Source organism: Cellulomonas pasadenensis (genome assembly GCF_047229365.1).
Classification (GTDB): Bacteria; Actinomycetota; Actinomycetes; order Actinomycetales; family Cellulomonadaceae; genus Cellulomonas.
Map to the genome: position 1 here is coordinate 25,259 of NZ_JBFTEP010000017.1, position 16,362 is coordinate 41,620.

11 protein-coding genes are annotated in these 16,362 nt (G+C 75.4%); 9 read left to right on the top strand and 2 right to left on the bottom strand.

Going from position 1 to position 16,362, the window contains the following annotated elements:
* Position 1: 1 nt before the first annotated feature.
* From AB6N23_RS04300 to AB6N23_RS04330, 7 genes are all read left to right on the top strand, one after another.
* Positions 2 to 1,261: a sensor histidine kinase gene (locus AB6N23_RS04300; RefSeq protein WP_412864861.1), complete on the top strand. Its 1,260-nt coding sequence runs from the start codon at positions 2 to 4 to the stop codon at positions 1,259 to 1,261.
* Positions 1,258 to 1,962: a response regulator gene (locus AB6N23_RS04305; protein WP_412864862.1), complete on the top strand. Its 705-nt coding sequence runs from the start codon at positions 1,258 to 1,260 to the stop codon at positions 1,960 to 1,962. Before AB6N23_RS04300 ends, AB6N23_RS04305 begins: the two co-directional genes overlap by 4 nt.
* Positions 1,963 to 2,127: 165 nt before the next feature.
* Positions 2,128 to 6,987 (top strand): endo-1,4-beta-xylanase, encoded by a 4,860-nt coding sequence (locus AB6N23_RS04310; protein WP_412864863.1) that lies wholly within the window; start codon positions 2,128 to 2,130, stop codon positions 6,985 to 6,987.
* 301 nt (positions 6,988 to 7,288) lie between these two features.
* On the top strand, positions 7,289 to 8,209 hold the full coding sequence (gene nadC, locus AB6N23_RS04315; protein WP_412864864.1) for a carboxylating nicotinate-nucleotide diphosphorylase: 921 nt from the start codon (positions 7,289 to 7,291) through the stop codon (positions 8,207 to 8,209).
* A 114-nt stretch (positions 8,210 to 8,323) separates the two neighbouring features.
* On the top strand, positions 8,324 to 9,844 hold the full coding sequence (gene lysS, locus AB6N23_RS04320; protein WP_412864865.1) for a lysine--tRNA ligase: 1,521 nt from the start codon (positions 8,324 to 8,326) through the stop codon (positions 9,842 to 9,844).
* A gap of 25 nt (positions 9,845 to 9,869) precedes the next feature.
* Complete coding sequence (locus AB6N23_RS04325) at positions 9,870 to 10,040, top strand: hypothetical protein (protein WP_412864866.1); 171 nt, start codon at positions 9,870 to 9,872, stop codon at positions 10,038 to 10,040.
* Between the two features lie 88 nt (positions 10,041 to 10,128).
* A complete protein-coding gene (locus tag AB6N23_RS04330) occupies positions 10,129 to 10,482 on the top strand; it encodes a histone-like nucleoid-structuring protein Lsr2 (RefSeq protein ID WP_378209093.1) in 354 nt (117 codons plus the stop codon).
* Positions 10,483 to 10,574: 92 nt separating this feature from the next.
* On the opposite strand, the gene AB6N23_RS04335 is transcribed toward AB6N23_RS04330, so the two are convergent.
* Positions 10,575 to 12,005 carry a xylulokinase gene (locus AB6N23_RS04335; RefSeq protein ID WP_412864867.1) on the bottom strand — a complete coding sequence of 477 codons (1,431 nt, stop codon included), beginning with the start codon at positions 12,003 to 12,005 and terminating at the stop codon, positions 10,575 to 10,577.
* Between the two features lie 178 nt (positions 12,006 to 12,183).
* Complete coding sequence (xylA, locus tag AB6N23_RS04340; RefSeq protein ID WP_412864868.1) at positions 12,184 to 13,374, bottom strand: xylose isomerase; 1,191 nt, start codon at positions 13,372 to 13,374, stop codon at positions 12,184 to 12,186.
* A gap of 101 nt (positions 13,375 to 13,475) precedes the next feature.
* On the opposite strand from xylA, the gene AB6N23_RS04345 reads away from it, so the two are divergent.
* Together AB6N23_RS04345 and AB6N23_RS04350 are read left to right on the top strand one after the other, a co-directional pair.
* A complete protein-coding gene (locus AB6N23_RS04345) occupies positions 13,476 to 14,732 on the top strand; it encodes an ROK family protein (RefSeq protein WP_412864869.1) in 1,257 nt (418 codons plus the stop codon).
* A 177-nt stretch (positions 14,733 to 14,909) separates the two neighbouring features.
* On the top strand, positions 14,910 to 16,019 hold the full coding sequence (locus AB6N23_RS04350) for a lactonase family protein (protein WP_412864870.1): 1,110 nt from the start codon (positions 14,910 to 14,912) through the stop codon (positions 16,017 to 16,019).
* Positions 16,020 to 16,362 lie beyond the last annotated feature (343 nt).

Below are 16,362 nucleotides of genomic sequence, written 5' to 3' on the forward strand. Positions count from 1 at the left end.
CATGCCCGCTCCCGTCCCCGCGCCCGCGCCGCCCGCGCCCCCGCCCCTCGGCCCGTGGTCGCGCACGTGGCGCTACCTGGTGGCGGCGGCCGTGGGCCTGGTCACCTGGGCCCTGGTCCTCGAGGACGTGTCGTCGTCGGCGGAGGCGTGGTCGCCCGTCGCGGTCCTCGCGCTCCTCCTCGACCTCGTGCTCGGCGCCGTCGCGACCGGCCTGCTCGCGCTGCGCCGGCGGACCCCGCTCGCGACCGCCCTGGTCACCGCGGCGCTCACGACCGTCTCGTCCGCCGCGGTCGGCGCGGCGGTGCTGGCGCTCGTGTCGGTGTCGACGCGGCGCAGGTGGCGCGAGGTGCTGACCGTCGGGGCGGTGTGGCTCGTCGCGATGGCCGGCAGCGAGCTGGTCTTCGCGACGCTGTACGGCGGCGAGCGCACCGACCTCCTGCCCGCGCTGGCGCTGACCGTCCTCCTCGTCGGCCTCTTCGTCGCCGTCGGCTTCTACGTCGGTGCGCGCCGCGACCTCGTGCGGTCCCTCCGCGAGCGTGCCGAGGCCGCGGAGGCGGCACAGGAGTCGCGCGCGGAGCAGGCCCGCGCCGCCGAGCGCACCCGCATCGCCCGCGAGATGCACGACGTGCTCGCGCACCGCATCTCGCTCGTGGCGCTGCAGGCGGGCGGGCTCGCGTACCGCGACGACCTGACGCAGGAGCAGGCGCGCGCGGCGGCGGAGACGATCCGCGACAGCGCCCACCGGGCGCTCGAGGAGCTCCGCGAGGTGCTCGGCGTCCTGCGTGCCGACGACCCGGGGCCCGCGGAGCACGAGCCGCCGCAGCCGACCCTCGACGAGCTGCCCGCGCTGCTGGCCGACCTCGACGAGGCGGGCGCCACGGTGGCGCTCGACGTGTCGGCGCTGCCGGGGGCCGCGCGCGCGTCCCTCGCCGACGTGCCGACGTCCGTGTCGCGCACCGCGTTCCGGCTGCTGCAGGAGGCCCTGACGAACGCGCAGAAGCACGCGCCCGGTGCACCGGTGGACGTGCGGCTCGCCGGGGCGCCCGGCGAGCGGCTCGAGGTGACGGTGACGAACCCGCTGCCGGTGGCCGTCCCCGTGGGAGCCGACGACGGCCCGCGCGTGCCGGGTGCCGGCCTGGGCCTGGTGGGCGCGCACGAGCGCGCCGCCCTCGCCGGGGGCGGGCTGGCGCACGGGCGCGAGCAGGGGCCCGACGGGACGGGCCGGTTCGTCGTGAGAGCGTGGCTGCCGTGGTCGGCGTGACGGGGACGGGTGGGGACGTGCCGGGGACGGACGGCACGGTGGGCGGGGCGACCGTGCGCGTGGTGGTCGTCGACGACGACGCGATGGTCCGCTCGGGCCTGCGCCTGATCCTCGGCGGCGACCGGCGCATCGAGGTCGTCGGCGAGTGCGGGGACGGGCAGGAGGCCGTCGCCGAGGTGCTGCGGCTGCGCCCGGACGTGGTGCTGATGGACGTGCGGATGCCGCGCGTGGACGGCGTCACGGCGCTGCGCACGCTGCGGTCACGCGGCTCGGCCGCGCGCGTCGTCGTGCTGACGACGTTCGACGCGGACGAGCTCGTGCTCCGCGCGCTGCGCGAGGGCGCCGCGGGGTTCCTGCTCAAGGACACGCCGCCGGCGCAGCTGGTCGACGCGGTGCACCGCGTGGCGGCGGGGGAGCCGGCGCTGTCGCCGACGGTGACGGCGCAGCTCATCGCGACGGTGGCGCAGCCGCAGGACGCGGCGCGCCGGGCGGCCGCGCGTCGGCTGCTCGCGGGTCTGACGCCGCGCGAGCGGGACGTCGCGGTGGCCGTCGCGCAAGGCCTGTCGAACACCGAGGTGGCGGCGCGGCTGCACCTGGGCCTGGCGACCGTGAAGACGCACGTGGGGCACCTGTACGCGAAGCTCGGCGCGGCGAACCGGGTGCAGGTCGCCCGCGTGGTGCACGACGCCGGCGAGGCCTGAGGTCGCGAAGTCCCGCGGGCCGTCACCCGGGAGTCTGAACCACCGATATTTTCGATCACGATCACGCAACGCCGTCCGGGCGAACCTTCCGTCGGACGCTGGTTCAGGTTGATGATGCTCGCGTAGTTTGCAGCCACATTGCCGTCGTTGCGCAAGGGAGCGTCGATGCGTCGGACCCGGAGGCCCAGAAAGGGCCTCGAAAGTATCGGAATCGGAGCGGTCGTCCTCGGCCTGGTCGCCGCTCCTCTCATCGGGACGCAGGCGCTCGCCGCCGGCACCGAGCCCGTCGTCGTCCTGGAGGCGGACTTCGACGACGGCACCCTGGGCGACCTCCAGCAGAGCGGGAGCCCGACCTTCGGCTACGTCGACGAGGGCACGGGCAAGGCCCTCAGCATCACGAACCGCGCCAACTCGTGGGACTCGGTCGCCTCCGCGGCCGGCGTCATGGAGGCGGGCGTCGAGTACACGCTGTCCGCCCGGGTGCGCCTGGTCGACGACGTCGCGGGCGCCACGGCGCGCTTCACGATGTTCGACGGCAAGGAAGCCTACGACTGGCTGTCCAACACGCCCGTGACGGCGTCCGGCTGGACGACGATCGAGGGCACGTGGACGCTGCCGGCCACGGCCGACCCGGCCGCCGCGAAGTTCACGTTCGAGGCCGGCGCGGGCAGCACCCACGTGTCCGTCCTGCTCGACGACGTGCTCGTCACGCGCCCCGCCGCCGAGCCGACGGTCACCGAGGTCCTCTCGGCGACCTTCGACGACGGCACGCTCGGCCCGCTGCAGCAGAGCGGCAGCCCGACGTTCGGCTACGTCGACGAGGGCACGGGCAAGGCGCTGAGCATCACCGGCCGCGCCAACTCGTGGGACTCGGTCGCCTCCGCGGCCGGCGTCATGGAGGCGGGCGTCGAGTACACGCTGTCCGCCCGGGTGCGCCTGGTCGACGACGTCGCGGGCGCCACGGCGCGCTTCACGATGTTCGACGGCAAGGAAGCCTACGACTGGCTGTCCAACACGCCCGTGACGGCGTCCGGCTGGACGACGATCGAGGGCACGTGGACGCTGCCGGCCACGGCCGACCCGGCCGCCGCGAAGTTCACGTTCGAGGCCGGCGCGGGCAGCACCCACGTGTCCGTCCTGCTCGACGACGTCCTCGTCACGCGTCCCGGCGCGGGCGGCGGCGAGCAGCCCGAGCCCGTCGTCCCCGGCGGCGCGCTGAACCCGACGACCACCCCGGTCACCGCCGCGCGCGGCACGGGCGACGTCGCGGCGCTCACGTTCGACGACGGCCCCAACGGCGCCGACACCACCCGTCTCCTCGACTTCCTCGCGGAGAACGACCTGCCGGCGACGTTCTGCGTCATCGGCCAGAACATCCAGGCGCCGGGCGGCGCGGACCTGCTCAAGCGGATCGTCCGCGAGGGCCACACCCTCTGCAACCACTCCACCGGCTACGCCGACATGGGCAGCTGGTCGGCCGACCGCGTCCGCGCGGACCTCGTCGAGAACCTCGACATCATCCGCACGGCCCTCGGTGACCCGCAGGCGCAGGTGCCCTACTTCCGCGCGCCCAACGGCTCGTGGGGGAGCACCCGGCCGGTCGCCGTCGAGCTCGGCATGCAGCCGCTCGGCGTCGTCAACACCATCGCCGACTGGGAGACGCAGGACGAGGCCACGCTCACGGCCAACCTCCGGCGCAGCATGAAGCCGGGCGAGGTCGTGCTCGTGCACGACGGCGGCGGCGCCCGTGCCGGCTCCGTCGCGGCGACGCGCACGGTCGTCACCGAGCGTCTGGCCGAGGGCTGGACGTTCACGCTGCCCGCGGGCGGCGCCCCCGAGAACCCCGCCGGCGGCACCGTCGTCAGCGACTTCGAGGACGGCACCCTGCAGGGCTGGTCGCCGCGGGACGACGGCAACGGCGCACCGACCGTCGAGGTCGTCGAGCCGGGCCACGACAGCGACCACGCCGCCCGCGTCAGCGGCCGCGTGTCGCAGGGCCAGGGCATGCAGTACCCCGTCGCGGGCGTCCTCGTGCCCGGCACGACGTACGACCTCGACGCGTGGATCCGCTTCGACGGCACGCCGGGCGACATGACGCTCAGCGCGCACACCCGCACCGGCGAGACGGACGGCTACAGCAACCTCGTCCAGATCACCGGCGTCACCGGCGAGTGGACGCACGTCACCGGCCGGTTCGCCGTGCCGGCGGGCGTCCAGGAGATCTACTTCGAGACGGAGTGGGCGAGCGGCGAGGCGGGCAACACCTCGACGTTCCTCGTCGACGACGTCGCGATCACGCCGACGCCCCCGGGCACGGTGCAGGACCTGCCGCCGCTCCAGGGCACGGTCGACTTCCCGCTCGGCGTGGCGATCGACAGCCGCGAGACGACCGGCTCGGCCGCGCAGCTCACCGAGCTGCACTTCGGCCAGCTCACGCCCGAGAACCACATGAAGCCCGAGGCCTGGTACACGGGGCGGACGTTCACGCCGCACCCCGAGGCGGACGCCATCATGCGGTACGCGCAGGAGAACGACCTGCGCGTGTACGGGCACGTGCTCGCGTGGCACAGCCAGACGCCGGCCTGGTTCTTCCAGGACGACGCCGGCAACCCGCTGCCCGCCGACGAGGCCGGCAAGCAGGTCCTGCGCGACCGGCTCCGCACGCACGTGTTCGACATCGCCGAGTACCTGGCGTCGGAGTACGGCCTGTTCGGGTCGGACACCAACCCGCTGGTCGCCTGGGACGTCGTCAACGAGGTCATCTCCGACGGCTCCGAGTTCGCGGACGGCATGCGCCGCAGCGAGTGGTACCGGATCCTCGGCGAGGAGTTCGTCGACCTCACGTTCGCGTACGCCGAGGAGGCGTTCAACGACGAGTACGCGGCGCCCGGCACCGACCGCCCGGTGACGCTGTTCATCAACGACTACAACACCGAGCAGGCCGGCAAGCAGCAGCGGTACTTCGACCTGGTCCAGCGCCTGCTGGCCCGGGGCGTGCCGATCGACGGCGTGGGCCACCAGTTCCACGTCAGCCTCGCGATGCCGGTCTCCGCGCTCGAGGGTGCCCTCGAGAGGTTCTCCGGGCTCCGCCTCACGCAGGCCGTCACGGAGCTCGACGTCACCACCGGCACGCCGGAGAGCCAGGCCAAGTTCATCGAGCAGGGCTACTACTACCGCGACGCGTTCCGGGTCTTCCGCGAGCACGCCGACGAGCTGTACTCGGTGACGGTGTGGGGCCTGACGGACGGGCGCAGCTGGCGCGACTCGTCCGGCGGTCCGCTGCTGTTCGACGACGACCTGTCGGCCAAGCCCGCCTACTACGGCGCGGCCGACGGCGAGCTGCCGGCGCGCCTGCGCACGGCGGACGTCTTCGCCGGTGACGTCCCGCTCGACGACGACGCCACGTCGGCCGCCGACTGGGACCGCCTGCGGCTGCACGCGATCGACGACGTGGCCGGCTTCCAGCTCCGCTGGGCGCCCGACCACCTCACCGCCTACGTCACGGTGGCCGACGCCACCGAGCAGGACGCCGACGCGGTGACGTTCGTCGCGGGTGACCGGACGTACACGTTCGGGCGGGACGGCGAGGGCGACGTCGACGGCGTCGTCACCGAGTCCGAGGACGGCTGGTCGGCCGTCGTCCACCTGCCGCTGGCGGGTGCCGCCGAGGGCGACACGCTCGACTTCGACGTGCGCGTCACCGACGGCTCCACGACGACGGGCTGGAACACGCCGGGCGTGCTCGGCACCCTCTCGCTCGTCGAGGCCCTGTCCTTCCTCGAGGTCGTCGAGACCGGCACCGCGCCGGCCGTCGACGGCGAGGTGGACGAGGCGTGGTCCGCGGCGGACGTGGTCACCACGGACAAGCAGGTCGAGGGCACCACCGGCGCGACCGCCGAGGTGCGCACCCTGTGGCGCGGCAACCTCCTCTACGTCCTCGCGGACGTGGCGGACCCGGTCGTCGACGTCACGGGCTCCGACCCGTGGATCCAGGACTCGGTCGAGCTGTACGTCGACGCGGGGAACTTCAAGAGCAACGCCTACCGGTACGACGACACGCAGATCCGCATCAGCGCGGACAACGTGGTGTCGTTCGGCACGGGTGACACCGCGTTCCAGCAGGCGCGCCTCGTGTCGGCCGTGGTCCGCACGGACGGCGGCTACCGGGTCGAGGCGGCCATCAGCCTCCTCGACGAGGCCGGGCTCGGCACGTTCCACGGCCTGGACTTCCAGGTCAACGACGCGACCGCCGGTGCGCGCACGTCGATCCGCAACTGGGCGGACCCGACGGGCGCCGGCTACCAGACCCCCGCCCGCTGGGGCGTGGGCCAGCTGGTGGCGGCCGAGGAGGAGCCGGAGCCGACGCCGACCCCGACGGTGACGCCGACGCCGGAGCCGACGGAGGAGCCCACCGAGGAGCCGACGCCGACCCCGACCGTCGACCCGACGGACGAGCCGACGCCGACCCCGACCGTCGACCCGACGGACGAGCCGACGCCGACCCCGACGGGTGAGCCGACGGCCGGTCCGACGACGGCCCCGACGACGTCGCCGACGGCCCCGGCCGACGGCAAGCCGTCGATCACGCTCGACTCGGCGCAGATCCGCGCCGGCGGGCAGGTCCAGGTCCGCCTGGCCGGCTTCGACGCCGGGCAGCGGGTCGCCGTCTCCCTCGGTGCCGGGGCCACGGCCCGCGGCGGTGCGGGCGTCGGTGCGGCGGCTGCCGCCACGGCGCCGGCGGGCAGCACGCTGCTCGGCACGGTGACCGTCGCGGCGGACGGCACGGCCACCCTGCGGGTGACGGTGCCGGCACGCACGACGGCGGGCGTGTACGTCCTGCAGGCCTCCAGCGACGGCACGGTGCTCGCGAGCACCACGCTGACGGTGCTGGCCGCGCAGGCGGCGACCGGGGGCCTCGCGGTCACCGGTACGGGGATCGGCATCGGCGTGGTCGCCCTGCTGGTCCTGGCGGCGGGCGTCGCGCTCGTCGCCGCCCGTCGGCGGGGGCTGCTCACGCGGTCCTGACGCAGACGTGACCCGGCCGGGATGCTGACCCCGGCCGGGTCACGGTGCGGGTCGCCTGCGCACGGCGGCCCCACCACGACGAGCCCCACGGGCCGGTCCCCCCCGGCGGCCCGTGGGGCTCCGTCGTGCCCGCCCCGCCCTCACCCGCGCCGGGCGACGAACCGGCCCTTGCGCAGCGCTCCGCGACCGGGATGCTGCACGACGGCCGGTCCGGCGGCTCGCGCGGGGCAGGGGAGGCGGCCGGTCGGACGCGGACGGACGCCGCGGCCGGGTGACCGGGCGGCGCGCTAGCGTGCCGCCCGTGACGACGTCGACGGACCCCCGCCTGCCCGGTGACCCCGGACCCGACGCCGCCGCGGTCGCCCGCCTGGTCGCCTCCGCCCTCGACGAGGACCTCGGCACAGCGCCCGGGCGGGACGTCACGACGCAGGCGACGGTCGACGCGGCCGCGCGCGGCACCGCCGACGTCGCGGCCCGCGCCGACGGCGTCGTCGCCGGGCTGGTCGTCGTGGCGGAGGTGCTCGCCCAGGTCGCCGACCGTCTCGGCCTGCCGGTGCCGGAGGCGACGTGGCACGTCCCCGACGGCACGCGCGTGCGCGCCGGCGACGTCGTCGGGCGCCTCACCGGGCCGGTGCAGGTGCTGCTCGTCGCGGAGCGCACCCTGCTCAACCTCGTCAGCCGCGCGTCCGGCGTCGCGACGCACACGCGCCGCTGGGCCGACGCGCTCGCGGGCACCGGCGCGCGGGTCCTCGACACCCGCAAGACCACGCCGGGCCTGCGCGCGCTCGAGAAGTACGCGGTGCGCTGCGGCGGCGGCACGAACAAGCGCATGGGCCTGCACGACGTCGCGATGGTCAAGGACAACCACGTGGTCGCCGCCGGCTCGGTGGCGGGCGCGGTCGCGGCCGTCCGCGCTGCGTTCCCCGACGTCGCCGTGCAGGTCGAGGTCGACCGCCCCGAGCAGGCCGACGAGGCGCTCGACGCGGGCGCCGACTTCCTCCTGCTCGACAACATGGACGACGCCACGCTGCGCGACACCGTCGCCCGGGTCCGCGACCGCGCGGGGGCCACCGGGCACGTCGACCTCGAGGCGACGGGCAACCTGACGCTCGACCGCGCCGCCGCCGTCGCGGCGACGGGCGTCGACTACCTCTCCGTCGGCGCGCTGACGCACTCGTCGCCGATCCTCGACGTGGCACTGGACCTGCGCGCGGAGCCGTGAGCCGGCCGGCACCGGCCGGAGACGGGCCGGTTCGCCGCCGCGCGGCGCCGTGACGTCCCGCACGTGCACCGCCCGGCGCCCGGGCGGCGGCCCCCGCGCCCGTACGATTGGCCGGTGACCGCCACGCCCGCCGACCCCACGGCGCCCGCCGACGACGTCCCCGAGCAGATCCAGGTGCGCCGCGCCAAGCGCGAGCGCCTCCTGGCCGCCGGCGTCGAGCCGTACCCGGTCGGCGTGCCCCGCACGCACACGATCGCGGACGTCCGCGCGGCGTACCCGGACCTCGAGCCGGGCACCGAGACCGACGACGTCGTCGGCCTCGCGGGGCGCGTCGTGTTCCTGCGCGTGACGGGCCGCCTGGCGTTCGCGACGCTGCAGGACGGCGCCGGCCACCGCCTGCAGGCGATGCTCAGCGAGAAGGAGGTCGGTGCCGAGGCGCTCGCCGCCTTCAAGACCGACGTCGACCTGGGCGACCACGTGTACGTGCACGGCCGCGTGATCGCGTCGCGCCGCGGCGAGCTGAGCGTCATGGCGGACGAGTGGCGCATGGCCGCGAAGGCGATCCGGCCGCTGCCGAACCTGTACGAGGGTGCGGAGCTGTCGGAGGAGGCGCGCGTCCGCCAGCGCTACGTCGACCTGATCGTGCGGCCGGGCGCGCGGGACATGGTGCGCCTGCGCGCGGCCGTCGTGCGTTCCGTGCGCGAGAACTTCTGGCGGCGGGGATATCTCGAGGTGGAGACCCCGATGCTGCAGGTGCGCCCCGAGGGGGCCGCGGCGCGCCAGTTCGAGACGCACATGAACGCGTTCGACATCGACCTGTACCTGCGCATCGCGCCGGAGCTGTTCCTCAAGCGGGCGGCCGTCGGCGGCGTCGAGAAGGTCTTCGAGATCAACCGCAACTTCCGCAACGAGGGCGTCGACGCGACGCATTCCCCGGAGTTCGCGATGCTCGAGGCGTACGAGTCGTACGGCGACTACGACACCATGGCGGCGCTCACGCAGGACCTCGTGCAGACGGCGGCGCGGGACGCCCTCGGGACGACCGTCGTCACGCTCGCGGACGGTTCCGAGTACGACCTCGGCGGCGAGTGGACGGCGCTGACGATGTACGGCTCGCTGTCCGAGGCGCTCGGCGAGGAGATCACGCACGACACCGCCGACGAGCACCTGCTCGCGCTGCTCGAGAAGGCGGAGATCGAGCTGGCCCCCGCCCGGCGCAACCACGGCAAGATGGTCGAGGAGCTGTGGGAGCACCACGTCGGCTCGACGCTGTGGGCGCCGACGTTCGTGCGCGACTTCCCGGTCGAGACGTCGCCGCTCACGCGTGACCACCGCACGGAGCGCGGCCTGGTCGAGAAGTGGGACCTGTACGTGCGCGGCATGGAGCTGGCCACGGCGTACTCCGAGCTCGTGGACCCGGTGGTGCAGCGCCGGCGGTTCGAGGCGCAGGCGCTGCTGGCCGCGAAGGGCGACGACGAGGCCATGCGGATCGACGAGGACTTCCTCGCCGCGATGGAGCACGCGATGCCCCCGTCGGGCGGCATGGGCATGGGTATCGACCGGCTGCTCATCGCGATGACCGGTCACGGCATCCGTGACACCATCCTTTTCCCGCTCGTGAAGCCGCAGGTATGACGCTGTCATTGCGAGGAAGGTGACCATGGACGACTGGGGTGGCGTTCTCGCCGCATTGCTGCCGTCGATCGGCGTCGGTCTGATCTTCTGGTTCGCGATGCGCGCCATCGTCAACGCCGACCGTTCGGAACGGCAGGCGCTCGCGCGCATGGAGAACGAGGCGGCGACCGGGTCGGGTGCGGCCGAGGAATCCTGAGAATGGTCGGGTGAGCGTTTGACGCGCCGGAATAGTCGGTGACACGCTGAGCGCGTCAGCACGTCCGTTCATTGCCTGGGAGAACTCAATGGCGCAGAAGGTTCAGGTCCTGCTGGTCGACGACGTCGACGGCGGCACGGCCGACGAGACCGTCACGTTCGGTCTCGACGGCGTGACCTACGAGATCGACCTGACGACCGAGAACGCCGCCAAGCTCCGTGACGCCCTGGGCACGTGGGTCGGCCACGCGCGCCGCGTCGGCGGGCGCTCCTCCTCCGGCCGCTCGTCGGGCCGGTCCTCGTCGGGCTCCTCGTCGTCGCGCTCGGCGCGCGCCAACGAGGCGCAGGAGATCCGCGAGTGGGCCAAGGAGAACGGCTACCAGGTCTCCGAGCGCGGTCGCATCTCGGCGGAGGTCAAGCAGGCGTACGACGACGCGCACTGAGCGCCGCACGACGCGACGAGGGCCCGGCACCGTGGAGGTGCCGGGCCCTCGGCCGTCCCGGTGCGCCGCGGCGGACGGCCCACCGGGACGGGTCAGGACGCGCGGTCGACCGTGAGGTCGCGCGCGGCGGCGTACTGCGCCCGCACCTGCGGCTCGGCCGGGGCGCTGACGACCTCGGCGTCGGACGCGGCGGACCACGACGGCGCGGCCGGCGCGCCGGACAGGACCCAGGCCGCCTGCCGGGCGGCGCCGTCGGCGACGTACTCGCCGGGCGTCGGCACGTGCACGTCGAGGCCGAAGACGGTGGGCGCGAGGCGGCGGACCGCCTCGGACTGCGCGCCGCCGCCGATGAGGAACAGGCGCTCGACGGGCACGCCGACCTCGCGCAGCGCGTCGATGCCGTCCGCGAGGGAGCAGAGCATGCCCTCGACGGCCGCGCGGGCGAGGTGGGCGGGCGTCGTGTTGCCCAGGCGCATGCCGTGCAGCGCGCCGGTGGCGTCGGGCTTGTTCGGCGTGCGCTCGCCCTCCAGGTAGGGGACGTGCACGAGGCCGTCCGCGCCGGCCGGGGCGGACAGCGCGAGCTCGGAGAGCCCGGCGTGGTCGACGCCGAGGATGCGCCGGGCGGCGTCGAGCACGCGCGAGGCGTTCAGGGTGCACGCGAGCGGCAGGTAGGCGCCGGTCGCGTCGGCGAAGCCGGTGACGAGGCCGGAGCCGTCGGCCGTCGGCGCCGTCGCGACGGCCGACACGACGCCGGACGTCCCGATGGACACCGCCACGTCGCCGGGCTGGAGCCCGAGCGCGAGGGCGGCGCCCGCGTTGTCGCCCGCGCCGGGGCCGAGCAGCGCCCCGCCGGCGAGCGTGGGACCGGTCTGGCGCGGGCCGAGCACGCGCGGGAGGCGGGGCGTCGCGCCGAGCGCGCGCTCGAGCAGGTCGAGGCGGTAGTCCTCCGTGAACGGGGACCAGTAGCCGGTGCCCGACGCGTCGGACCGGTCGGTGACGAGGCCGTCCCAGCCGACGGCGGCGAGGCCGCCCGCGAGCTTCCAGGTCAGCCAGTCGTGGGGGAGCGCGACGGCGGCGACGCGCGCGGCGTTCTCCGGCTCCGCGTCGCGCAGCCAGCGCAGCTTCGTGACGGTGAGGGACGCGACGGGCACGGAGCCGATCGCCGACGCCCACGCCTGCGCACCCGCGGCGACGTCCCCGTCGCCGAGCTCGGTGACGAGGTCGCGCGCGGCACCGGCCGAGCGCGTGTCGTTCCACAGCAGCGCGTCGCGGACGACCTCGCCGTCCGCGTCGAGCGCGACCATGCCGTGCTGCTGCCCGCCGACGGCCACCGCGGCGACGTCGTCGAGGCCGCCGGCCTGGGCCACGGCCTCCTGCAGCGCGTCCCACCAGGCCGCGGGCGCGACCTCGGTGCCGTCCGGGTGCGACGCGCGGCCCTGCCGCACGAGCGCGCCGGTCTCCGCGTCGCGCACCACCACCTTGCACGACTGCGTGGACGAGTCCACACCTGCCACGAGCGTCATCGCCTGTGCTCCTTCAGCGAGCGGGTCCGCGGGCGTCGGCCGCGGGTGGGGTGTCCGGGCGGGGGAGGGGCCGTGCCGCGTCGCCCGGACGGGACGCAGGGGCCGGGACGGCGGACGCCCGCCGGGCGCCCCGGTTCTCACCAGGGCGTCCCGGCGGGCGCGCCGGACGTGCGGTCGGTCAGCCGCGCGCGCCGAGCGCGTGCTCGAGCGCGAGCTGGTTGAGGCGCACGAAGCCGAAGCCGTGGGCGCCCACCTCGTCGGCGTCGAAGTCCTCGAACGCGGAGCGGTCGGCGAGCAGGTCCGCGACCGTCTCGCCCTCGGCGAGCGTCGGCTCGGCGAGGGAGAAGACGCCGGCGGCCTCGAGGGCCTCCTGGACCTCCGGGTCGGCGCGGAACGCCTGCGCCCGCTCCTTCAGGAGGATGTACGTCGACATGTTCGCCGCGGCCGAGTCCCACACGCCCTGGAAGTCCTCGGTGCGCGAGGGCTTGTAGTCGAAGTGGATCGGGCCCTCGTACCGCGGGCCGCCGCTCGGGAAGCCGTTCTCGAGCAGGTCGACCGTGGCGAACGCCGAGAACAGGTCGCCGTGGCCGAACACGAGGTCCTGGTCGTACTTGATGGACCGCTGGCCGTTGAGGTCGATGTGGAAGAGCTTGCCCTGCCACAGCGCCTGCGCGATGCCGGTGGTGAAGTTCAGGCCGGCCATCTGCTCGTGCCCGACCTCGGGGTTGAGGCCGACGATGTCGCCGTTCTCCAGCGTGGAGATGAGGCCGAGCGCGTGCCCGATCGTCGGCAGGAGGATGTCGCCGCGGGGCTCGTTCGGCTTGGGCTCGAGCGCGATGCGCAGGCCGTAGCCCTTCTCCTTGATGTACGCGGCGACGGTGTCGATGCCCTCGGCGTAGCGGTCGTGCGCGGCCTTGAGGTCCTTGGCCGAGTCGTACTCGGCGCCCTCGCGGCCGCCCCACATGACGAACGTGTCGGCGCCGAGGTCGGCGGCCAGGTCGACGTTGCGCAGGATCTTGCGCAGGCCGAAGCGGCGCACCCGGCGGTCGTTCGACGTGAAGCCGCCGTCCTTGAAGACCGGGTGGCTGAACGTGTTGGTGGTGACCATCTCGACCGTGATGCCGGTCTCGGCCAGGGCGCCCTTGAAGCGCTCGAGGATCTTATCGCGCTCGGCGTCCGAGGAGCCGAACGGCACGACGTCGTCGTCGTGGAAGGTCACGTGCGCGGCGCCGAGCTCGGCGAGCTTGTGGACCGACTCGACCGGGTCGAGCCACGGCCGCGTGTTCGAGCCGAACTGGTCCTGGGCGTTCCATCCGACGGTCCAGAGACCGAAGGAGAACTTGTCTTCCGGGGTGGGCTTGCGAACCATGGCACATCTCCACGTCGAGCGGGCGGGGGCACCGGGCAGGACCGCCCGGCGGATTTGTTCTCGGCATGAATTTATCCACGGAACTCGGCTAGGGTCAACCCATGGCCGCGGCACCCGACGACGCCGACGCCGGACCCCGCACGCGCAACGGCCGCGCCGCCGAGCGCGTGCCGGACCCCGTCCGCGCGCGCCGGCAGGAGCACCTGCGCGAGCACAACCTCTCGGTCGCGCTCGGGTGCGTCGTCGACGCCACCGCGCCCCCGTCCCGCGCGCAGATCGCCGCCGCGACCGGGCTCGCGCGCGGCACGGTCACGGGCCTCGTGGACGTCCTCATCGAGGCGGGGCTCGTGCGCGAGCTCGACCCGGTGGCGGCGCCGCGCGCCGGTCGTCCCGCCGTGCCGCTCGTCCCCGTGCCGGGCCGCATCGCCGGCGTCGGCATGGAGGTCAACGTCGACTACCTGGGCGTGCGCGCCGTCGACCTCGCGGGCGGCGTCGTCGTCGAGCGCGTCGAGCAGGACGACCTGCGCGGCGCCGACGCGGGCGAGGTGCTCGACCGGCTGTCGGCCCTCGCGGGGCCGGTGCTCGCGGGGCTGCAGGCCGACGGCGTCCGCGTCGCCGGCACCGCGCTCGCCCTGCCGGGCCTCGTCGACCGCGTCACCGGCCCGCTGCGCGTCGCGCCGAACCTCGGCTGGCGGGACGTCGACGTCGTCGCGCGCCTCGCCGCCGACCCCGTGCTGGCGTCCTTCCCGCCGCGCCTCGCGAACGAGGCCAACCTGGCCGCCCGGGCCGAGGCGCACGCCCGCCGCGGCGCCGGCGCGCCGTCGTTCCTGTACGTGTCCGGCGAGGTCGGCGTCGGTGGCGCGCTCGTGCTCGACGGCGAGATCTTCCTCGGCCGGCACGGCTGGAGCGGCGAGATCGGCCACGTCGTCGTCGACGGGTGCGCGCCCGGCGGGCCGGCGACGCTCGAGCGGCTCGCCGGGCAGGACGCCATCGCCGCGGCCGCGGGGCTGCCCGCGGGCAGCCGGTTCGCAGACCTGCTCGCCGCAGTGGGCGCCGACGACCCGGCGGCGGTCGCGGCCGTGCACGAGGCCGCCCGGTGGCTCGGCCTGGCGCTGGCCACGGTCGCGAACGTCGTCGACGTCGGCGCCGTCGTGCTGGGCGGCACGTTCGGGCAGCTGTACCCGCACGTCGAGGCGGCCGTGCGCGACGCCCTCGACGCGCACGTCATCTTCGCGCCGTGGTCCTCGCTCGAGGTCTCCCGGGCCCGCGCCGGCGACTACCCGGCGATGACGGGCGGCGCCCTCGCGGTCCTCCGCCAGGTCGTGGCGGAGCCGTCCCTCTGGCTGACCCCGTCCTGACCCCACCCGCCCGCCCCGCCCGCCGAGGTCGCCGGTCCGGTGGCGAGGTCGCCTGCCCGCACCGCCGATCTCGCCGCCGAGCAGGCGACCGCGCGGCGGAGGCGCGGTCGGGGGGGGCTGCGGGCGGGGGTGGACGTGCGGGGGCGGGGGTGGGCGCGCGTCCGTAGGGTCTGCCCCGTGGACGACCTGACGACGCTGCCCGAGCCCGCGACCGACGCCGAGACCCTCGCGCACGGCACCGTCCCCCTGTGGGTCGGCACGTACCCGCACGCGGGCATCGGCACGCCGTCGGGGCTCGGCGAGGGCGTCTGGTGCGTCGACCTCGACCCGGCCACGGGCCTGCTCGACCGGCCGCGGCTCGTCGTCGAGGCGCCCGCGCCGTCGTTCGTCGCCGCCCACCCGTCGGGCCGGGTCGTGTACGCGGTCGCGGAGGACGACCCCGGCACGGTGACGGCGTTCGCGGTCGGGGACGACGGCGGGCTGACCGCGGCGGCCACCGTGGCGGTGGGCGGCGCGCACCCGTGCCACCTGCTCGTCGCCGACGACGCCCTGTACGCGGCCTGCTACTCCGACGGCGTCCTCGCGGTGCTGCCGCTCGCGCCGGACGGCACGTTCGCCCCCGAGGTGCTCGCCGCCGGCGCGCCCGCGCAGACGTTCGGCCACACGGGCTCCGGCCCCGTGACCGACCGGCAGGAGGGCTCGCACGCGCACTTCGTCGCGCTGACGCCCGACGGGCGCCACGTCCTCGTGTCCGACCTGGGCACGGACGAGCTGCGCCGGTACGCGCGCGCGGCCGACGGCACGCTCACCGCCGACGGGGTCGCCGCGACCCTCCCGGCCGGCACGGGGCCCCGGCACGTGGCGTTCGCGCCCGACGCCCGGCACCTGTACGTCGTCGGCGAGCTCGACGCGGCCGTGCACGTGCTCGCCTGGGACGCCGCGTCGGCGTCCGGCACCCCCGTCGCGTCGGTCCCCGCCGTCGACGCCGCGCGCGCAGGGGACGCCACCCCGTCGCCCTCGCACGTCGTGCTCGAGGGCGACCGCCTCGTGCTCGGCGTGCGCGGCGTCGACGTCGTGACGACCTACCCGGTGGCCGCCGACGGCAGCCTCGGCGCCCCGGTGTCCGCGCCGCTCGGCGGCCGCACGCCGCGGCACCTCGACGTCGTCGCCGACTGGACCGTCGTCGCGCTGCAGGAGTCGCACGCGGTCGTCGTCCTCGACCACGACGGCACGGAGGTGGGCCGCGCCGGGATCCCGTCGCCGGCGTGCGTCGTGCGCGTCCGCTGACCGGCGGGCGGGCCGCGGGCCCGGACGGCTGTCCGGTTCGTCGTTCGTGACGGAATCGTGACGATCGGTCACTGACAGCTCGGTAAGTGAATGTGGTGCACTGCTGGGGTCGCAGGGCGACGTGACCGCGCATCGTGGCGCGGCCCGGACGTCGCCGTGCAGCGCGGCCGGGCGGGCAGCCCGGTCGTCCCCGGCCGTCACGAAGGAGTGACCGGTGCACCGACCGTCGACCCGTCCCGCCCGCACGTCCGCCCGCACACCCACCGGCCGGCGCACCGGCCCGCCCGGGCGCCGCGCCGCGACGTTCTCCGCCACCACGGGCACCTGCTTGCGCAGCGCACCG